Annotated in this window: 14 protein-coding genes and 1 tRNA gene; 7 read left to right on the forward strand and 8 right to left on the reverse strand. The window is 65.1% G+C overall.

Features of this window, described 5'->3' with window-relative positions; all coding sequences use genetic code 11:
- Positions 1–378: 378 nt before the first annotated feature.
- The 3 genes from CVO77_RS18780 to moaA form a co-directional block, all read right to left on the reverse strand.
- A tRNA-Asn gene (locus tag CVO77_RS18780) sits at positions 379–453 on the reverse strand.
- A 61-nt stretch (positions 454–514) separates the two neighbouring features.
- Positions 515–1285, reverse strand: coding sequence for an NAD kinase (locus CVO77_RS18785; protein ID WP_106000379.1), 771 nt, complete (start codon positions 1283–1285; stop codon positions 515–517).
- A gap of 43 nt (positions 1286–1328) precedes the next feature.
- On the reverse strand, positions 1329–2303 hold the full coding sequence (gene moaA, locus CVO77_RS18790; protein WP_106000380.1) for a GTP 3',8-cyclase MoaA: 975 nt from the start codon (positions 2301–2303) through the stop codon (positions 1329–1331).
- 107 nt (positions 2304–2410) lie between these two features.
- Here moaA and CVO77_RS18795 point away from each other — a divergent pair, with 107 nt between their 5' ends.
- Positions 2411–3607, forward strand: a complete 1197-nt coding sequence (locus CVO77_RS18795; protein WP_106000381.1) for a GGDEF domain-containing phosphodiesterase — start codon at positions 2411–2413, stop codon at positions 3605–3607.
- Between the two features lie 81 nt (positions 3608–3688).
- Here the strand turns inward: CVO77_RS18795 and mfd are convergent, their stop codons facing one another.
- Together mfd and CVO77_RS18805 are read right to left on the reverse strand one after the other, a co-directional pair.
- A complete protein-coding gene (gene mfd, locus CVO77_RS18800; RefSeq protein ID WP_106000382.1) occupies positions 3689–7180 on the reverse strand; it encodes a transcription-repair coupling factor in 3492 nt (1163 codons plus the stop codon).
- Complete coding sequence (locus CVO77_RS18805; protein WP_106000383.1) at positions 7177–7437, reverse strand: succinate dehydrogenase assembly factor 2; 261 nt, start codon at positions 7435–7437, stop codon at positions 7177–7179. Before CVO77_RS18805 ends, mfd begins: the two co-directional genes overlap by 4 nt.
- 171 nt (positions 7438–7608) lie before the next feature.
- Between CVO77_RS18805 and recG the strand changes: the two genes are divergently transcribed.
- On the forward strand, positions 7609–9675 hold the full coding sequence (gene recG, locus CVO77_RS18810) for an ATP-dependent DNA helicase RecG (RefSeq protein ID WP_106000384.1): 2067 nt from the start codon (positions 7609–7611) through the stop codon (positions 9673–9675).
- Between the two features lie 150 nt (positions 9676–9825).
- Here recG and CVO77_RS18815 read toward each other — a convergent pair whose 3' ends face one another.
- Both CVO77_RS18815 and tyrS read right to left on the reverse strand, forming a co-directional pair.
- Positions 9826–10167: a PilZ domain-containing protein gene (locus tag CVO77_RS18815; RefSeq protein ID WP_106000385.1), complete on the reverse strand. Its 342-nt coding sequence runs from the start codon at positions 10165–10167 to the stop codon at positions 9826–9828.
- A gap of 76 nt (positions 10168–10243) precedes the next feature.
- Positions 10244–11470 carry a tyrosine--tRNA ligase gene (tyrS, locus tag CVO77_RS18820; protein WP_106000386.1) on the reverse strand — a complete coding sequence of 409 codons (1227 nt, stop codon included), beginning with the start codon at positions 11468–11470 and terminating at the stop codon, positions 10244–10246.
- A 41-nt stretch (positions 11471–11511) separates the two neighbouring features.
- Between tyrS and CVO77_RS18825 the strand changes: the two genes are divergently transcribed.
- The 4 genes from CVO77_RS18825 to CVO77_RS18840 are packed head-to-tail and all read left to right on the forward strand — an operon-like array spanning position 11512 to position 15545.
- Positions 11512–12060: a DOMON-like domain-containing protein gene (locus CVO77_RS18825; RefSeq protein WP_106000387.1), complete on the forward strand. Its 549-nt coding sequence runs from the start codon at positions 11512–11514 to the stop codon at positions 12058–12060.
- A gap of 2 nt (positions 12061–12062) precedes the next feature.
- Entirely contained in the window at positions 12063–13265 is a 1203-nt protein-coding gene (locus tag CVO77_RS18830; protein ID WP_106000947.1) for an exo-beta-N-acetylmuramidase NamZ family protein, read from the forward strand.
- A gap of 5 nt (positions 13266–13270) precedes the next feature.
- A complete protein-coding gene (locus CVO77_RS18835; protein WP_146130910.1) occupies positions 13271–14287 on the forward strand; it encodes a hypothetical protein in 1017 nt (338 codons plus the stop codon).
- A gap of 13 nt (positions 14288–14300) precedes the next feature.
- On the forward strand, positions 14301–15545 hold the full coding sequence (locus CVO77_RS18840; RefSeq protein ID WP_106000389.1) for a M24 family metallopeptidase: 1245 nt from the start codon (positions 14301–14303) through the stop codon (positions 15543–15545).
- On the opposite strand, the gene uvrA is transcribed toward CVO77_RS18840, so the two are convergent.
- Complete coding sequence (uvrA, locus tag CVO77_RS18845; protein WP_106000390.1) at positions 15530–18457, reverse strand: excinuclease ABC subunit UvrA; 2928 nt, start codon at positions 18455–18457, stop codon at positions 15530–15532. The two genes, CVO77_RS18840 and uvrA, sit on opposite strands and share 16 nt — an antisense overlap.
- Before the next feature lie 272 nt (positions 18458–18729).
- On the opposite strand from uvrA, the gene CVO77_RS18850 reads away from it, so the two are divergent.
- The gene (locus tag CVO77_RS18850) at positions 18730–20814 is read left to right on the forward strand and encodes a M13 family metallopeptidase (protein WP_106000391.1); all 2085 of its coding nucleotides are present in this window, start codon (positions 18730–18732) and stop codon (positions 20812–20814) included.
- Positions 20815–20817 lie beyond the last annotated feature (3 nt).

A 20817-nucleotide genomic window follows, 5' to 3' on the forward strand; every position in this document is an offset into this window, starting at 1 on the left:
TTGCCGGGATCAGCAGACTCTCATCTTTCGATCACGCCGCCTTCTTGGACGGCGCTCCCGTTTCGAGTGCATCGGGCAGCAGATCGTCGTTCATCGGCTTTGCTAGCTCAGAAAGCTAAGCTAGTGTAGCCTGAAAGGGCACAGGGTTGCGCTACTGCACCCATAAGTGCGCTTGGAAACGCTGTGGCTTGTATTTCTACGCCAGCCTACGCGAAAGCGTTTTTCCCGTTGCAGTGTCGAGGCGACATCCGATATTTTGCTCTGCGATAAGAGTTTTGGCTCTTCTCATCGCTGCCCCGAAATAGGGGCGCAAAGGCTGGCGAATGTCGCGCAAAGCTAGAGTGCTTTGGCGTAGCCCTTCGTACGTCTGAAAAGAAATGGCTCCCCGGGTAGGATTCGAACCTACGACCGGTCGATTAACAGTCGACTGCTCTACCGCTGAGCTACCGAGGAACACGCCGCCGAAGCGGGCAAGGCGGTCCCTTTGCCGTCGGTCGCAGGATTAATCAAGCCCTCAAACGATAAATTGTTCCATCGCGATGCGTTCGTCGAGGCCCTGGTCGGGATCGAACAGCAAAGTCAGCGGGCGGCTGCGGTCGGTGGTGACGAGAACCGTCTTCACATCGCGGATTTCGCGCTGGTCGGCGACCGCGCTGACCGGGCGTTTCGCGGCTTCGCGGACGTTGAAACGGATGCTCGTCGATTCGGGGACCAGCGCGCCGCGCCAGCGTCGCGGGCGGAACGGGCTGATTGGAGTCAGCGCGAGCATCGCCGAATCGAGCGGCAGGATCGGACCGTTGGCGGACAGGTTATAGGCGGTCGATCCGGCGGGGGTCGACACGAGCACGCCGTCGCACGCCAATTCCTCGAGCATCGTCTTTTCGTTGATCATCACCTCGAGCTTTGCGGCCTGGCGCGTTTCGCGCAGCAGCGAGATTTCGTTGATCGCGGGGAGGATGTGACGCTCGCCGCTGATCGTCGTGATGTCGCCCGACAGCGGGTGGATCAGGAAAGGCCGCGCCGCGGTGACGCGGTCGAGCAGTCCCTCGACGCGGAATTCGTTCATCAGGAAACCGATGGTGCCGCGGTTCATCCCGAACACCGGCAGGCTGCGCCGCTGGTCGAGCAGCTGGTGCAGCATGTGGAGCAGGAAACCGTCGCCGCCGAGCGCGATCAGCATGTCGGCCTCGGCAAGATCGACGAAGTCGTAGAGCGGGCGCAGTTCGGCCTCGGCCTCCAGCCCCGCGGGCGCATTCGATGCGACAAGCGCGATCTTGCGATGCATATTGGTCCGGCTCCCCCGTGCCTTCAAATCATGGGGCGGCGTGTCAGCCGCCCGTTGCACTCATATGACGCGCGACCGATGGTCTGGACTTTCGTTCGATATGAAAGTCGTGCGCGCGGGGTTTGCCAGCCAATGCCGCATCAATCAAGCCATCGACGTCGCCGCCTTCGCGCAAGCGCGTGCGCAGGTCGACATGATCATCCTGGCCGAGGCACATATAGATGCGCCCCTCGACGGTCAGGCGGATGCGGTTGCATGTCGCGCAGAAATTGTCGCTGAGCGGCGTGATGAGGCCGAGGGCGACAGAGCTGCCTTCGACCGCGAAATAGCGCGCCGGGCCTCCGGTGCGCTTGTCGATAGGAAAGATCGCGCGCTCGGCGCGGAGCGGCGCGATGAACTGGTGGAGCGGAATATAATGGTCGCTGCGATCGTCGGCGATCTCGCCGAGCGGCATCGTCTCGATCAGCGTCAGGTCGAAGCCACGGGTGCCGCAATAATCGAGCATCGGCAGCAGCTGATCCTCGTTGAGCCCGGCGAGCGCGACCATGTTGATCTTGACCGCCAGTCCGGCCTCGCGCGCCGCCTCGACCCCGCGCAGCGCGACGGCGAGGTCGCCGACGCGGGTGATGTGGCGAAAGGCCTCGCTGTCGAGCGTGTCGAGGCTGACGTTGATCCGCCGCACCCCCGCCGCCGCGAGCATCGGTGCATGTTCGGCGAGCCGCATCGCATTGGTGGTCAGCGTCAGCTCGTCGAGCCCGTGCCCGATCAAGGCACCGAGCCGCATCGCCAGCACGTCGATCCCGCGCCGCACCAGCGGTTCACCGCCGGTCAGGCGGATGCGCCGTATGCCGCGCGCGACGAAGCGGGTCGCAAGCTCGCTCATCTCCTCGATACTCAGAACCGCCGATCTGGGCAGGAAATTCATGTCCTCCGCCATGCAATAGCGGCATCTGAGGTCGCAGCGGTCGGTGACCGACAGGCGCAGATAGTCGATCCGGCGACCGAGGCCATCGATCATGCGCGCATCCGAAGACGTGGTGGCGGGCGCAGGTGAAAATGGAACCATCCCCCGATACTGGTGCAAAAGGGAAGGGCTTGGCAAGAAAAGCCTGATAAGGGGGCGCGATGAATCGCGTTCCCGACTCCCTTTCCGGCAGTGTCCGGACGCTTGAAAGCCTGCATGACCGGCACGATGCCGATGCGGGCGTCATGCTGGTCCAGGTCGACCAGATGGCGCGGATCAACAACAGCGCCGGCACCGCTGCTGGCGATGCCGTGCTCGACGAGATCGGGCGACGGCTCGAGAGTTTCGCTGGCGACGAGTTTGGCCATGGGAGCTGCGTCGAGCGCCTCGACGGACCGCGCTTTCTGATCGTTCCCGCGGTGCCGCTGTCGCTCGGCGCGTTGCGGGCCCAGGAACGCGCGCTGCATGTCGCGCTCGCCGAACCGATGGTCGGCGATCCCAATGGACGCTTGTCGATCCGCATCGCGGCGGCACTGGTTACGCGCGACGAGCCGATCGCCGAGCAACTGCGTGCCGCGAGCGATCAATTGTCGCGCCCCGCGTCGGCGCGCGACGGCGCGATGGTGATGTCGGCGCTGTCGCGCGGCGAAGTCGTGCTCCATTATCAGCCTCAATATGATGTCGCCACCGGCACGATGACCGGGGTCGAGGCGCTGCTGCGCTGGCAGCATCCCGAACTCGGGCTGCTCGGTGCCGGGCCGCTGGTGACCGCGGCGCGCGCGGCGCGGCTCGAACGCGAGCTCACCGAACATGCGCACCGTGTCGCGCTCGCCGAGATCGCGGCCTGGCCGAAGGCGCTCGCCGGGCTGCGCGTGTCGCTGAACATCACCGCCGCCGACCTTGGTGATCCCGAATTTGCCGATCGCTTCGCGATGATGGCGAAGCAGGCGGGGGTCGATCCCGACCGGCTGACGCTCGAACTCACCGAACAGGCGATGCTCAGCGAGCCGGCGAATGCGGCGGCGCAGCTGGCCCAGATCCGCGCGCTGGGGTCGGCGATCGCGATCGACGATTTCGGCACCGGCTATTCCAGCCTGTCGCTGCTCGCGCGGCTGCCGATCGACTATCTCAAGATCGACAGCGGCTTCACCCGCAGCCTTGACGGCAGCGACCGCGACCGCATCGTCGTGCGCGCGATCGTCGACCTGGCGCGCGCGCTGGGGCTGCTGGTGGTGGCGGAGGGGATCGAGAAGGAGGCCCAGCTTGCGCGGCTGAAGGAGCTGGGGGTCGCGACCTGGCAGGGGTTTTTGAAGTCGGGGCCGGTGCCGGGGGATGAGCTGCCGGAGTTGATGGAGTAAGCGTCGCCCCCGCGAAGGCGGAGGCCGCCAGCGACATCGCGCTATGCCGATTGCGGCCCCCGCCTTCGCGGGGGCGACGAGTTACCCGGCCTGCTTCGCCAGCTTCCCAAGCCCCTTCGACAATTGCAGCGCGCCGTTCAGCCGCGCGCCGGTGCTGGCCCAGTCGCCGCTGATCGACAGCTTGTTGTCGGGGCGGAGGCGGGCGCGGCCTTTCAATCGTTCGACATAGGCGATCAGGCCGGGGACATTAGCGAACTGGTCGCCGTGGAACGATACTAGTGCGCCCTTGGTGCCGACGTCGAGCTTGGCAATTCCCGCCATTTTGGCATTCGCCTTGATTTCCATGAGCTGGATCAGGTTCGCGGTCTCGGGCGGCAGCGGGCCGAAGCGGTCGATCATCTCGGCGGCGAAGGCGTCGAGACCGGCGCGGTCCCCGGCGTCGTTGAGGCGGCGATAGAGCGCCATGCGCAGCGGCAGGTCGGGGACATAATCCTCCGGGATCAGGATCGGCGCGTCGACGGTGATGACGGGCGACAAGGCTTCGCGCGGCGGCGCGGCGCCCATGCCTTCGGCCTTGGCGACGAGGATGGCCTCTTCGAGCATCGACTGGTAAAGTTCGAAGCCGACCTCGCGGATATGCCCCGACTGCTCGTCGCCGACGAGATTGCCCGCGCCGCGAATGTTGAGATCGTGGCTCGCGAGCTGGAACCCAGCGCCCAATGTGTCGAGGTCGCCGAGCAGCTTGAGCCGTTTTTCGGCGGTGTCGGTGATCGCGCCATGCTCGGGGGTCGAGAGATAGGCATAGGCGCGCGTCTTCGCGCGCCCGACGCGGCCGCGCAGTTGATAGAGCTGCGCGAGGCCGAAGCGGTCGGCGCGGTGGATGATCAGCGTGTTGGCGCTCGGAATGTCCAGCCCGCTTTCGACGATCGTCGTCGACAGCAGCACGTCATATTTGCGGTCATAGAATGCGCTCATCCGATCCTCGACCTCGGTCGGGGTCATCTGGCCATGGGCGACGACATATTTGATTTCGGGCACGCGCGCGCGCAGATATTCCTCGATGTCGGGGAGGTCTTTGATCCGCGGCACGACGAAGAAGCTTTGTCCGCCGCGATCATGCTCGCGCAGCAGCGCCTCGCGGATGACGACGGGGTCCCACGGCGCGACATAGGTGCGCACGGCAAGGCGATCGACCGGCGGGGTCTGGATCACGCTGAGTTCGCGCAGCCCCGACATCGCCATCTGGAGCGTGCGCGGGATCGGGGTCGCGGTCAGCGTCAGCACATGGACGTCGGTCTTGAGCTGCTTCAACCGTTCCTTGTGGACGACGCCGAAGCGCTGTTCCTCGTCGACGATGACGAGGCCGAGGGCCTTGAACTCGACCGATTTGGCGATCACGGCATGGGTGCCGACGACGATGTCGATCTGGCCGCTGGCGAGGCCATCGCGCGTTCGCTGGGCTTCAGCGGCGGGGACGAGGCGCGACAGGCGGCCGATATTGACCGGGAAGCCTTTGAAGCGCTCGACGAAATTGGTGAAATGCTGGCGCGCGAGCAGGGTAGTCGGACAGACGAGTGCGACCTGCACCCCCGCCATCGCCGCGACGAAAGCAGCGCGCAAGGCGACCTCGGTCTTGCCGAAACCGACGTCGCCGCAGACGAGCCGGTCCATGGGCTTACCCGACGCCATGTCGGCGAGCACGTCGCCGATCGCGCGGTCCTGGTCGTCGGTTTCCTGATAGGGGAAGCGGTCGGCAAAGGCGGGGTAGGCGGCGTCGGCGGCGAGCAGTTCGCCCGAACGCAGGGCGCGCTGCGCCGCGGTGCTGAGCAGTTCGCCCGCGATTTCGCGGATGCGCTCCTTCATCCGCGCCTTGCGCCGCTGCCACGCTTCGCCGCCGAGCTTGTCGAGCCCGACACCCTCGCTCTCGCCGCCGTAGCGTGAAAGGACGTCGAGGTTTTCGACCGGCACATAGAGCTTGTCACCGCCCGAATAGGTGAGCGCGACGCAATCATGCGGGCTGTCGCCGACCGGGATCGAGGTCAGCCCCTCGTAGCGGCCGATGCCATGGTCGAGGTGGACGACAAGGTCGCCGACGCTGAGCGTCGCCAGCTCGGCGAGAAAGGCATCGGCGCTCTTGCGGCGCTTCTGGCGGCGCACGAGACGTTCGCCGAGAATATCCTGTTCGGTGAGCAGGCTGATCGCGTCGGAAGCAAAGCCGTGATCGAGGGGGAGGACGACCATTGCGGTCGCGCCGCCGCTTTCGGTCGACGCGGTACCGAGCGCGTCCTGCCAGCTTGCCGTCGGCGCGAGCGAGGTGACGCCATGATCGCGCAGCAGCCCCGACAAGCGGTCACGCGCGCCGCCCGAATAGCTGGCGATGATCGTCCGGCGCCCCTTGCGGCGTTCGTCCGACAGATGGTCGGCGACCTTGTCATAAACGTTCAGGTCGGCGGTGCGTTCGGGCGTGAAATCGCGCGCGGCGAATGTTTCGAGGTCGATGACCGACGCGGCGGGTGGAACGTCGAACGGGGTGACGACATGCACCGGACGCGCCTGCGCCGCGGCCCATTCCTCCTCGGTCAGATAGAGGGCTTCGGGCTTCAGCGGGCGATAGCTGCCTGCCTGCTCCTGCGCCGCGGCGACACGGTTGGCATGATAGTCGGTAATCGCGGCAAAGCGCGTTTCGGCGGTGGCGTCGCTGCGGTGGCCGCGCAGCACCGGCGTCGCGGGATCGATATGGTCGAACAGGGTCGCCAATCGCTCCTCGAACAACGGCAGCCAATGGTCCATGCCGGCCTGACGACGGCCCTCGCTGACCGCCTGATAGAGCGGATCGCCGGTCGCCTGCGCGCCGAAGATTTCACGGTAGCTCGACCGGAAACGTTTGATCGTCGCTTCGTCGAGCAAAGTCTCGGCGGCGGGCAACAGTTGCAGGGCCTTGGCGGGACCAAGGCTGCGCTGGTCGGCGGGATCGAAGCGGCGGATACTCTCGATCTCGTCGCCGAAGAAATCGACGCGCAGGCCGTTGTCCTCACCGGCGGGAAACAGGTCGAGGATGCCGCCGCGTACCGCGAACTCGCCCTGGTCGGCGACGGTATCGACGCGGCTGAAGCCGTTCGAAACGAGCAGCTCGGCGAGCGCATCGCGGTCGATCCGCTGCCCCGCGGCGAGTGTCGTCGCGAGCTGGCGAATGCGAAACGGGGTCAGCGTGCGCTGGGTGATCGCGGCGACGGTGGTGAGGATCAGCTCGCCGCGCCTTGCGGGCGCCTGCAAGGCCGACAGCGCCGCGAGCCGGTCGGCACTGACCCGCATCGACGGCCCGGCGCGATCGTAGGGCAGGCAGTCCCACGCGGGAAAGCGGTGGACGATCAGGTCGGGCGCAAAGAAGGGGGCGGCGTCGGCGATCGCCTGCATCGCCGTATCGTCGGTCGCGACATAGACAAGCCTCTTGTCGCTCGCGCGCGCCAGGTCGGCGAGCAGCAGCGGCAGAAAGCCGTCGGCGGTGCGTGCCAGCGTCAGCGGCGCCGAGGCCAACGCGATGGCGGCGAAAATGTCGGCGGCGGGGCGGGTCATGGCAGCGGGATATAGTCCAGCCGGCGCATCGCGGCGATCAATTCGGGCTTGTCGAGATGCGCGGGCGGATAGCCGGTGCCAAGCGCCCAGGCCATGATATCGACGTCATCCTCCTCGACCACCAATTCGTACCACGCGACATCTTCCTCGCCCCATTCGCCCGCATAACGGTCGAAGAAACCGCCGATCATATAATCGGCCTCGCGCGTGCCGCGGTGCCAGGCGCGGAATTTCAGGCGTTTCAGGCGGTCTTGCATGGCGGTTCTTCTTGAGCAGTCATGAACATCGTCCCGTTCCGTTCGTGTCGAGCGAAGTCGAGACACCCATCGGCCTCGCGCTACACAGATGGGCATCTCGACTTCGCTCGACGCGAACGGAGATGAGGGGCTGGGCAAAACGAGGGGTTCGAGGCTAGACACGCCCTAGCCATGCGACCCGAAATCCTCAACCCGCTCTTTGCCGCGCTGACCGACCTCAAGGGCGTCGGACCGCAGCTTGCCAAGCCGCTGACGCGGCTGGGGCTCGAGCGCGTCGTCGATGTGCTGTTCCATCTGCCGACCGGGCTGATCTCGCGCATTCCAGTCGAGCGGCTCGACGAGGCGCAGGCGGGGCAGACGATCATCGTCGAACTGACGGCGCAGGATTATCGCTCCGGCCGCAGCCCGCGTGCGCCCTTCGGGGTCGAGGCGTTCGACCGAGCGGGCGATCATGTCCGGCTCGTCTATTTCGGGCGGACGTCGGGGCTGGCGCGTAAGCTGTTTCCGCTCGGCGAGACGCGGCGCGTGTCGGGGCGGCTCGACCTTTATGGCGACATGCGCCAGATCGTCCATCCCGACCATGTTGCCGAACCGGGAGACGAGGCGGGGATCGCCGAGCATGAGCCCGTCTATCCGCTGACCGAGGGCCTGACCAACGCGCGGTTGTCGCAACTTGGCGCGATCGCGCTCGAACGACGGCCCGAGCTTGACGAATGGATCGACGCGCCCTTGCTCGCGAGTCGCGGCTGGCCGTCGTGGCGCGAGGCGATCGAGCGCGCGCATGCCAGCCCGCGCGACGAGGCGGCGCGCGACCGGCTCGCCTATGACGAGATTTTCGCCAGCCAGGTCGCGCTGATGCTGATCCGCGAAGGGCTGCGCGCGCGCAAGGGCAGGGCGATCGTCGGCGATGGGCGGCTCACCGGCGCGCTGCAACTGCCGTTCGGGCTGACCGGCGCGCAGGAACGCGTCGGGCGCGAGATCGCCGGCGACATGGCGCAGGACCGACCGATGCTGCGCATGTTGCAAGGCGATGTCGGTTCGGGAAAGACGCTCGTCGCGCTGCGCGCCATGCTGGCGGCGGTCGAGGCGGGAACGCAGGCGGCGCTGCTCGCGCCGACTGAAATATTGGCGCGCCAGCATTTCGCGACCCTGCAGCGCATGCTCGGCGGCTTGCCGGTGAATCTCGCGATCCTGACCGGGCGCGACAAGGGGAAGGCCCGCGAATCGACGCTAATGGGCCTTGCCGACGGCAGCATCGACATATTGGTCGGGACGCACGCGATCTTTCAGCAAGCGGTGGCGTATCGCGATCTGTCGCTCGTCGTCGTCGATGAGCAGCACCGCTTCGGCGTCGCGCAGCGGCTGATGCTGACCGCGAAGGCCAACCGGCCCCCGCACCTGCTGGTGATGACCGCGACCCCGATCCCGCGCACGCTCCAGCTTGCCAATCATGGCGAGATGGACGTGTCGCAGATCGACGAGATGCCGCCGGGGCGGACCCCGGTCGATACGCGCGTCGTCTCGATCGAACGGCTCGATGAAGTGGTGGGCTCGCTGGACCGTCATCTTTCGGCGGGCGCGCAAGCCTATTGGGTGTGTCCGCTCGTCGCCGAGAGCGAGGGGAGCGAACTCGCCGCGGCGGAGGAGCGCGCGGCGCTGCTTCGCGCGCGGCTCGGCGAGCATCGCGTCGGGCTGGTCCACGGGCGGATGAAGGGGGCCGAGAAGGATGACGTCATGGCGCGCTTCCAGGCGGGCGAGATCGGCGTTCTGGTCGCGACGACGGTGATCGAGGTCGGGGTCGACGTTCCCGCCGCGAGCCTGATGATCGTCGAACATGCGGAGAATTTCGGGCTGGCGCAGCTCCACCAATTGCGCGGCCGCGTCGGGCGCGGCGCGGCGAAGTCGGTATGCCTGCTGCTCCGCTCGCAGTCTCTCTCCCAAACCGCGCGCGAACGGCTGGCGCTGATGCGCGAGACGAACGATGGCTTCGTGATCGCCGAAAAGGATTTGGAATTGCGCGGCGGCGGCGAATTGCTGGGGCTCAAGCAATCGGGCGACGCCGACTATCGCGTAGCGACGCCTGAACAATTGGTGCGCCTGTTACCGGTGGCGCACGACGACGCGCGGCTGTTCGTCGAACGCGACGGCGGCATGGAGGGGGTGCGCGGCGAGGCGGTGCGCCTCTGTCTCTATCTGTTCGAACGCGATGCGGCGGTGCCGTTGCTGCGGAGTGGATAAAGGACTCCCCTCCCGCAGGCGGGAGGGGTTGGGGGTGGGCCAGCACCGTTTCAGGTGCCCACCCCGCTGCGACTAACGAGCGAGCTCGCAAGTCCCGCTGCCCCTCCCGCAAGCGGGAGGGGGGGTCGGCTTATGCGTTCAACCCGGGTTTCAGTTCACATCCGCGCGCGCGCCCATCGCGCGGATCATCGGCAGATAATCCTCGGCGGCGATCGATTTTTCGAATTGCACGCCGGTTTTGCCGCCGAGCGACCAGATCACCTTTGCCGCTGTGCGTCCGATGATCGGCATGCGGAAGACGACGAGGTCGCCGATCTCCAGCCCGCGTTCATAGCGCATCAGCAGGCCGTCGGCGCTGATATTGACGCAGGTGCACATTTCCTGCCGCCCGTCGGGCAGCACGAACGGCAGCCGACAATAGACGTCGCTACGCGGGGCAATTCGCTGGTCGAGCCCGACATAATGGGCCTTGCTGGTGTCAATCTTACGCATACGTCCCGGACCTTTGTGGTTTGCGACAGATCGTTCTACGCGATTGCTGAAGAATCGGTAAATGCTCTTTGCCGCATCAGCGGGTCACGAGGCCGTGTTTCTTCGATCCCAGGCTGACCGGAACATCGGTGTCGACGGGCTGAATCCGATATTGCGGATCGCGGATCACGGCCCCGTCGATCCTGACCGCGCCCTCGTCGAGCTTGCGCCGCGCTTCCTTGTTCGACGCCGCGAAGCCGAGTTCGCGCAGCGCATCGACGATCGTGATGCCATCGGCGCCCGCGTTCGCCTGCGGCAGATCTCCACCAATCTGCCCCTTTTCAAAGGTTTGCGTCGCAGTCTCGGCGGCAGTCTTTGCGGCGTCGGCGCCGCGGCACAGCGCGGTCGCCTCGTTCGCGAGGATCTTCTTCGCCTCGTTGATCTCGGCGCCTTCGAGCGCTTCGAGGCGCGCGATCTCGTCGAGCGGCAGGTCGGTGAACAGCTTCAGGAACTTGCCGACGTCGCGGTCGTCGCAGTTGCGCCAATATTGCCAGTAATCGAAATGAGGCAGCTGTCCCGAATTGAGCCACACGGCGCCCGCCGCGGTCTTGCCCATTTTGGCACCCGCCGCCGTCGTCAGCAGCGGAGTCGTCAAACCATAGAGGTCCGCGCCGTCCATCCGGCGGCCAAGCTCCATTCCGTTGACGATGTTGCCCCACTGGTCCGACCCGCCCATCTGAAGCCGCACGCCGCGCTCCTTCGACAGGTGGCGGAAGTCGTATCCCTGGAGGATCATATAGTTGAATTCGAGGAAGGTCATCGGCTGTTCGCGATCGAGCCGCAGCTTGACCGAATCGAAGGTCATCATGCGGTTGATCGTGAAATGGGTGCCGACTTCCTGGAGCAATTCGATATAGCCCAGCTTGCCGAGCCAGTCCTGGTTGTCGACCATCACCGCATCGGTCGGACCGTCGCCAAAGGTCAGGAAATGCTGGAAGATGCTGAAGATCGACGCGATGTTCGCGGCGATCGTCTCGTCCGACAGCATCTTGCGGCTTTCGTCGCGCCCCGTGGGGTCGCCGATCCTCGTCGTGCCGCCGCCCATCAGCACGACGGGCTTGTGCCCCGTCTGTTGCAGGCGGCGCAGCATCATGATCTGGACGAGGCTGCCGACGTGCAGGCTCGGCGCGGTCGCGTCGAAACCGATATATCCCGGGACGACCTGCTTCGCGGCGAGCGCATCGAGCCCTTCCGCATCGGTCATCTGATGGATATAGCCTCGCTCGTCGAGCAGGCGCAGCAGGTCGGATTTATGGTTGGTCATGGCGGCCGGGCGCTTAGCATGAGGTTTGCGATTTGGATAGCATGTGCAGGGAACTGATCTGCCACCCCGACACGCCTGCAAGGGCCGTGCGGTCGATCGTGGTCCAAGTGGAGTTGTCGTTCGATGATGGCTTCGCCTTGAACTTCGTCGTCGATGGAGAGATTGGCGCGATCGTGCTGCCGCGAGGTGAGGGCGAACTGGTCATCGCCGACAGCGGGGCCGACGGGCTTTGGCAGAGTACCTGCTTCGAGGCTTTCCTGACCGAAGAAGGCCAGCCCGACTATACCGAGTTCAACTATGCCCCCGACGGCCGCTGGGCCTGTTACCAGTTCGACGATTATCGCTCGCTGCTGCGCGCCGACCAGCTTGCCCCTTGGCGGATGGAGGCCGAGCGGAGCGCTGATAGCTATGCGCTGCGCATCGAGCCGGGGATTTTCCCCGACAAGGGCTCGAAGCTCGCGCTGTCGGCGGTGATCGAGGAGGTCGACGGCGCCAAAAGCTATTGGGCACTATGCCATCCGCCCGGAAAGCCCGACTTCCATCATCCCGATTGCTTTAGGGTGACACTTGGGGCACCCGACGCGGCATGACGATCCTGTTCGGCATCGACCGCCTGCTCGCCGATCCCGCGCTTCGCGCTCCGCTGGAGGGAAAGCGCGTCGCGTTGCTCGCGCATCCGGCCTCGGTCACTGCCGACCTGACGCACAGCCTCGACGCGCTCGTCGCGGCGGGGGTGAATCTCAGCGCGGTGTTCGGCCCGCAGCACGGCGTGCGCGGCGACCTTCAGGACAATATGATGGAGTCGCCCGACTTCACCGATCCGACCTATGGCATGCCGGTGTTCAGCCTCTATGGAGAGGTGCGGCGGCCGAGCGGCCAGTCGATGCACAGTTTCGACGTGATGCTCGTCGACCTTCAGGATCTTGGCTGCCGCATCTACACCTATGTCACGACCCTGCTCTACATCCTCGAAGCCGCGGCGGCGCATGGCAAGGCGGTGTGGGTGCTCGACCGGCCGAACCCGGCGGGGCGTCCGGTCGAAGGGACGCGGCTGCGCGCCGGTTGGGAAAGCTTCGTCGGCGCGGGGCCGATGGCGATGCGTCACGGGCTGACGATGGGCGAGATGGGGCATTGGTTCCTCCGCCATTTCGGCCTCGACGTCGACTATCGCGTGATCGGGATGGAAGGGTGGCAGCCCGATGGCCCCGGCTTCGGCTGGCCCACCGACCGCGTCTGGATCAACCCCAGCCCCAATGCCGCGAACGTCAATATGGCGCGCGCCTATGCGGGGACCGTGATGGTCGAGGGCGCGACCTTGAGCGAGGGCAGGGGAACGACGCGCCCGCTCGAACTGTTTGGCGCGCCCGACATCGACGCCAAGGCGGTGATCGCCGAAATGCACCGGATCGCGCCCGAATGGCTCGCGGGGTGCAAGCTCCGCGATATCTGGTTCCAGCCGACCTTTCACAAGCATGCCGGGCAGCTCAACAACGGTGTCCATATCCATGCCGAGGGGGCGTGGTACGATCACGCGGCGTTCCGCCCGTGGCGGGTGCAGGCGCTGGGGTTCAAGGCGATCCGCAGCCTCTATCCCGATTATCCGATCTGGCGCGGCACGGATTTCCAATATGAATATACCGACGATGTGCTCGCGATCGACGTGATCAACGGCGGGCCGGATTTGCGCCTATGGGTCGACGATGCGGGCGCGGCGCCGGGCGACCTCGACGCCCTGGCGCTGCCCGACGAGGCGGGATGGCGCGATGAGATTGGGGATTTGCTGATTTATCGATAAGGGGGATGGCGATGCTGAGGGGGAGACGATGTCTTGCGGTGGTCGCTGGTGCGACCCTCGCGTTTCCGATTGCGGGTTGCGCGGCCAAGGAGCCCGCTGCCTATGTGGAGCGTGAGGTCATCACGCTGCCTATTCCAGGCGGGACCGATTACGAAAGTCTGAAGCAATCCGATCGCTATATCGTCGACTTGCTTCGGAAAAGAGCGACGGAAGAGGCACGCGACGCCAAATATCAGCCGCAGGTTGGCAGTTATAGCATGTTTCCTGCCGACTCTTCGCGCCCGTGGGTCGTTATTGGCGCGGTAACACCCAGCAAGGGCGTGTTCTACGCGAGGCCCTACGGCCATTATGCAACGCTCGACGATTATAATCATGGCCGGATCGAGCAGCGCAACGGCAAGATCGACGTGTGCCGAATGGAAATCCAATGGGACCGGCTTCCGGGCGGGCCGGTAGCGCCGGGGATGATCTGGGTGGGCATGTCCATGTCGGGCGTCGATTGTCAGCCGCCGACGACTGAACAACTGGCCATGCTGGACGAATGGAAGACCCGCAAGGCGAAACCGGATTATACCGTTGAAGGCAGGACTTCGGATGGCAAGATAAACGTCTCGCTGTTCCGGGAAATTCGGCCGAAACGGTGGGTCTACAGGCCCTTCGATGCCGTTGCGGCTTCGACCAAAATCATGGAAGCCGGTGACGGTGTGAAATGGGCAATACCCTTGATCGACGATAGCCGAACCGCATCGGTCGTCGCGACGCGGCGTGGGCGATTGTTAGTCTATTTTGCTGACCCGTCTTACGCGAGCGCGCGCGACTTCGAGAAGCTGATGTGCGTTGCCGATGGGCTGTCATGGGCGGAGGTTGCGACAGAGCCCCGTACGCCCGGTATGCGGACCGCCCGCCGCCTTTGCGGCGATCTTTTCAACCAATATGAGAAACGTTACTTCGAAGAGTTGGAGCGCGAATTTAAGGATGCGCCGCCTGACATCCAATCGATCCCGATGACGCCCCGAAACTGACGGACGATTGACGATGCAGCGTAGGCATTTCCTCGGTACGGCAGCGCTCAGCGGGATCGCTGCGACCTTGCCTGCCTCCGTGTTCGCAGCGGACACCGCGAACCTCCCCAACCTCGCCGCCAAGGCGGTGCCGATCGGGACGGACGAGCGTAGAACGCGGATCGCCAAGGCGAAGGAGTTGATGCGCGCAAACGATATCGGGGCGCTGCTGATCGAGCCGGGGTCGAGCCTGATCTATTTCACCGGGGTCGAATGGTGGCGGAGCGAGCGGCTGACCGCCGCGGTGCTGACCCGCGAGGGTGAGATTGCGATCGTCACGCCTTTCTTTGAGGAACCGTCGGTGCGCGAAACGCTGGGCGTTTCGGCCGAGGTGTTGACCTGGAACGAGGATGAAAATCCGCTCGCGGCGGTCGCGGCCTGGCTCGGCAAGCGCGGGCTCGCCAAGGGACGGATCGGGGTCGAGGAGACGGTGCGTTATTTCGCTGTCGACGGCTTGCAAAAGGGGATGCCGAGCGCGACGGTGGTCAACGGCGCGCCAGTCGTGCGCGGCTGCCGGATGCACAAGTCGGCGGCCGAAATCGCGCTGATGCAGATCGCCAACGACATCACCGTCGCCGCCTATCGCCACACCGCGCCGCGCATCGAGGCGGGGATGACGCCCGCCGACATCGGCGCGATCATGCGCGCCGCGACCGTCGCGCTCGGCGGCAACAGCGAGTTCGAGCTGATCCTGCTCGGCGAGGCGAGCGCCTATCCGCATGGGTCAGGCAAGCCGCAGACGGTGCGGAATGGCGAGGTCGTGCTGATGGATTGCGGCGCGACGGTGCACGGCTATCAGTCCGACATTTCGCGGACCTTCGTCTATGGCAAGGCGTCCCCGCGCCAGCGGCAGGTGTGGGACGAGATGCGCAAGGGGCAGGATGTCGCCTTCGCCGCGGCGAAGCTCGGCACACCGGCGGGGCAGGTCGACGACGCGGTGCGCGCCTTTTACCAGAATCTCGGCTGGGGGCCGGGCTATCGGCTTCCGGGCACCTCGCATCGCACCGGCCATGGCATCGGCCTTGACGGGCACGAGCCGGTGAACCTGGTGCATGGCGAAACGACGAAGCTGGCGCCCGGCATGTGCTTTTCGAACGAACCCGGCCTCTATATTCCCGGCGCGTTCGGCATCCGCATCGAGGATTGCTTTCATATGACCGAGACGGGACCAAAGTGGTTCAGCGAGCCGCCGCCGTCGATCGATCAGCCCTTCGCTTGATTGGCCGCCGTTTTCCCTAGCAAGGGCGCCAGATACTGGCCGGTGAAGCTGCGTTTTTCCTTCACCACCTGCTCGGGGGTTCCCGCGGCGACGATCTCGCCGCCCTTGACCCCGCCTTCGGGGCCGAGGTCGACGATCCAGTCGGCGGTCTTGATGACGTCGAGATTATGCTCGATCACCACGACGCTATTGCCCTGGTCGACGAGCGCCTGGAGCACTTCGAGCAATTTGCGGACATCCTCGAAATGCAGGCCGGTGGTCGGCTCGTCGAGGATATAGAGCGTCTGCCCGGTCGAGCGCCGTGACAATTCCTTGGCGAGCTTCACCCGCTGCGCCTCGCCGCCCGACAGGGTCGTCGCCTGCTGCCCGACCTTGATATAGCCAAGCCCGACGCGAACGAGCATCGCCATCTTGTCGCGGATCGCGGGTACCGCCTTGAAGAACTCGGCCGCGTCCTCGACCGTCATGTCGAGCACATCGGCGATGCTGTGGCCCTTGAACTTCACCTCGAGCGTTTCGCGGTTGTAGCGTTTGCCGTGGCACGTCTCGCACGTCACATAGACGTCGGGCAGGAAGTGCATCTCGATCTTGATCAGCCCATCGCCGGTGCAGGTTTCGCAGCGCCCGCCCTTGACGTTGAAACTGAAACGCCCGGGCTTGTAGCCGCGCGCCTGGCTTTCGGGCAGCCCCGCGAACCAGTCGCGGATGATCGTGAAGGCGCCCGTGTAAGTGGCGGGGTTCGAGCGCGGGGTGCGGCCGATCGGCGACTGGTCGATGTCGATGACCTTGTCGCAATGCTCCAGCCCCTTGAGGCTGTCGTGCGGCCCCGCGACCATGCGTGCGCCGTTGAGGATGCGCGCTGCGCTGGCGTAGAGCGTGTCGATGATCAGGCTCGACTTGCCGCTGCCCGACAGGCCGGTGACGCAGGTGAAGGTGCCGAGCGGGATCTTCGCAGTGACATTCTGGAGGTTGTTCGCGCGCGCGCCCTTGAGCACGAGGTCGAAGCCATTACCCTTGCGACGATGCGTCGGCACCTCGATCTTCTTCGCGCCGGTCAGATACGCCGCGGTTAGGCTATTCTTGTTCGCCAACACCTGTTCGAGCGTGCCCTCGGCGACGATTTCACCGCCGTGGAGGCCCGCGCCGGGACCCATATCGACGACATAGTCGGCGTGGCGGATCGCATCCTCGTCATGCTCGACGACGATCACCGTGTTGCCGAGGTCGCGCAGCCGCTTGAGCGTCGCGAGCAGCCGGTCGTTGTCGCGCTGGTGAAGCCCGATGCTCGGTTCGTCGAGGACGTAGAGCACGCCCGACAGCCCGCTGCCGATCTGGCTGGCGAGGCGGATACGCTGGCTCTCGCCGCCGGACAGCGTGCCCGAGGTGCGGTTGAGGTTGAGGTAATCGAGCCCGACATTGTTGAGGAAGCCGAGCCGCTCGTTAATCTCTTTCAGGATCGCCTTGGCGATCTGACGCTGCGTGTCGTTCAGCTTCGCGTCGAGCGTGCTGAACCAAAGAAGGGCGTCCGCCACCGATCGCTGCGCCGACAGGCTGATATCCTCGCCCGCGATCTTCACCGCGAGCGGTTCGGGTCGCAGCCGCGCGCCGTGGCACGTCTCGCACGGCTGCGCGGTCTGATATTTGCTCAATTCTTCGCGCATCCACGCGCTTTCGGTCTGGAGCAGGCGGCGGTTGAGGTTGCCGATCACACCCTCGAACGCCTTGTGCGTCGAATAGCTGCGACGCCCGTCCTTGAAGGTCAGCTCGACCGGCTTGCCGCCGCTGCCATAGAGGATGACGAGTTGCACTTCGCCCGGCAGATCCTGCCACGGCGTCGTCAGGTCGAAGCCAAAGGCTTTACCGAGGCTTTCGAGCACCTGCATATAATAGGGCGAGGGCGGGTTCGATTTGGCCCAGGGCACGACCGCGCCCTTCTTGAGGCTGAGCGCATGGTTGGGGACGACCAGGTCGGGGTCGAATTCCTGCCGTTCGCCAAGCCCGTCGCACGCGGGGCAGGCGCCCTGCGGTGCGTTGAAGCTGAACAATCGCGGTTCGATCTCGGCGATCGTGAAGCCCGAGACAGGGCAGGCGAATTTCTCGGAAAAGATGATGCGGTTCGCGGGGATGCCCGCGCCCTTGAGCTTTTGGTCCTGGGCGCCGCCGCTATCCTCTTCCTCGCGCCCCGGCACGATGCCGTCGGCGAGGTCGATATAGGCGAGCCCCTCGGCAAGCTTGAGCGCGGTCTCGAAGCTGTCGGCGAGCCGGGTGCCCAGCCCTTCGCGCACCGCGATACGGTCGACCACGACCTCGATGTCGTGCTTGTATTTCTTGTCGAGCGTCGGCGCTTCGCCAATCTCGTAAAATTCGCCGTCGATGCGGACGCGCGTGAAGCCGTCCTTCTGCCACTGCGCGAGTTCCTTCTTATACTCGCCCTTGCGGCCGCGCACGACAGGGGCGAGTAGATAGGCGCGGGTGCCCTCGGGAAGCGCCATCACGCGATCGACCATGTCGGTGACGGTCTGCGCGCTGATCGGCTTCCCCGTCGCCGGCGAGTAGGGAATGCCGACGCGCGCCCACAGCAGGCGCATATAGTCGTAGATCTCGGTCACCGTCGCGACGGTCGAACGCGGGTTGCGGCTCGTCGTCTTCTGCTCGATGCTGATCGCCGGCGACAGGCCGTCGATATGCTCGACGTCGGGCTTTTGCATCATCTCAAGGAACTGGCGGGCATAGGCCGACAGGCTCTCGACATAGCGCCGCTGGCCCTCGGCATAAATAGTGTCGAAGGCGAGGCTCGATTTTCCCGACCCCGAAAGCCCGGTGATGACGATCAGCGCATCGCGCGGCAGATCGACGTCGACGCCCTTCAGATTATGCTCGCGCGCGCCGCGCACTTTGATGTGAGTCAGCATTGGCAACATCCATGCGGACGGGAAATATGGCTGCGATTCATGGGAGGGCTATGTTCCAGATTTGTTCTAAACGCGCAAGGGGCCGTTTCGCGCTGCTTCGCCGCTTAGATAGGGTGACGGGCGGCGCGTCGCAATGCGGAGGCTTTCCACCAACATCCCAAAGGCTTCGACCAATGCCCGGCGGTTCGCTTGACCCCGCGGTGCGGTAGGCGGACAAGTTGGGCCATGTCCGCCGTCCCGAGGGGACGGCGCGAGCGTGAGGAGACTGGGGAATGAAGAATTTTTTTGCAGGGGCCGCCGGCCTCGCGCTGGCGGCCGCGTTGGCCGCGGCGCCGGCTTTGGCGAAGGGTGACGGCGTCGCGAAGACGCTGCTCGCCGAGGCGGACGGCAGCGGCGCCGCGCCCGCGGCGGATGACGGGTCGCTCAAGGCGCTCACCTTCGGTACTTGGGGCGTCGATCTGGGCGCCCGCGACACATCGGTCAATCCGGGCGACGATTTCGACAAATATGCCAACGGCGGCTGGTTCGCGCGCACCGAGATTCCGGCCGACCAGGCGTCGGCGGGGGTCGATTACGACGTCTATAATCTGACCCAGCGGCAGCTTCGCCAGCTCGTCACCGGCGCCGCGGCGACCAGCCAGGTTGGCGGCCTCTATCACAGCTTCATGGACGAAGCGCGCATCGACGCGCTTGGCGCGAAGCCGCTGATGGCCGACATCGCGACGGTAGAGGCGATCAAGGACAGGGGCGAGATGGCGCGCTTCATGGGCGCGTCGCAAGGCACGTTCGGCGCCTCGATCGTTGGCGGCGGACCCTATGCCGACAGCGCCGATCCGACGATGAACATACTCTGGCTCGGGCAAGGTGGCCTCGGGCTTCCCGATCGCGACTATTATCTGAACGATGCCTTCAAGGCGCAACGCGACGCCTATCGCGCCTATGTCGCTCGCACGATGAAGATGATCGGCAATCCGGCGCCCGAAAAGGCAGCCGACACGATCCTGGCGTTCGAGACCGAGGTTGCAAAGGCGAGCTGGGCGATCGCCGACCGCCGCGACATCGGCAAGATCAACAATCCGATGTCGTCGATCGAACTTGCCGCCTATGCGCCCGGACTCGACTGGAACGCCTGGTTCGCGGGCGCGAGCATCGGGCCGCAGAAGCGAATCATCGTCAACGAAAATACCGCGATCCGCGACATCGCGGCGCTCTATGCCAAGACCCCGCTCGACACGCTCAAGCTGTGGCAGGAATTTCACGTCGCCGACAATGCGGCGAATTATCTGTCGAAGGATTGGGTCGACAGCCGCTTTGAATATACGAAGGCGCTGAGCGGCGTGTCCGAACTACGCCCGCGCTGGAAGCGCGGCCTGCAACTCGTCGACGGCAGCCTCGGCGAACTGGTTGGCGAGGAATATGCGAAGCGATATTTCCCGGCGAGTGCCAAGGCGAAGATGGAAACGCTCGTCGCGAACCTGAAACTGTCGATGGGCGACCGCATCCGCAACAATGACTGGATGGCGCCCGAAACCAAAACCGCGGCGCTTGCGAAGCTCGACAAGATGGACGTCATGGTCGGTTATCCCGACAAATGGCGCGACTATTCGGGCCTCAAGGTCGATCCGACCGATCTCTATGGCAATGTGAAGCGCAGCGCGGCGTTCGAATATGCCTATGCGCTGTCCGATCTCGACAAGCCGGTCGACCGCAAGAAATGGGCGATGAACCCGCAGGAGGTCAACGCCTATAACGGGTTCCTCGAAAACAAGATCGTGTTCCCGGCTGGCATATTGCAGGCGCCCTATTTTAGCGAGAGTGTCGACGACGCCGTCAACTATGGGGCGATCGGGGCGGTCATTGGGCACGAGATCAGCCATGGCTTCGATGACCAGGGGCGCAAGGTTGATGCCAATGGCGCGGTGCGTGATTGGTGGACAACGGCCGACGCCAAGCGCTTCGACGATCAAGCGAAGGGGTTCGGCGCACAATATGCGACCTATGAGGCGGCGCCGGGCGCGTTCATCAATCCCGACCTGACGATGGGGGAAAATATCGCCGATCTTGCGGGGCTGGAGGTCGCCTATGACGCCTATCACCGCGCGCTGGGCGGCAAGGACGCGCCGGTGATCGACGGGCTGACCGGCGACCAGCGCTTTTTCCTCGCCTTTGCGCAGGCCTGGCGCGACAAGGCGCGCGAAGATGCGATCAAGACGCAGGTGGCGAGCAACGAGCATAGCCCGGCCCGCTGGCGGATCATCGGGCCGCTGCGCAACGTCGATGCCTGGTACAAGGCGTTCAACGTCACGCCCGCCGCCAAATATTATCTGAAGCCCGCGGATCGCACCCGGATCTGGTAACGT

It is taken from the genome of Sphingopyxis lindanitolerans, assembly GCF_002993885.1.
Lineage (GTDB): Bacteria > Pseudomonadota > Alphaproteobacteria > Sphingomonadales > Sphingomonadaceae > Sphingopyxis > Sphingopyxis lindanitolerans.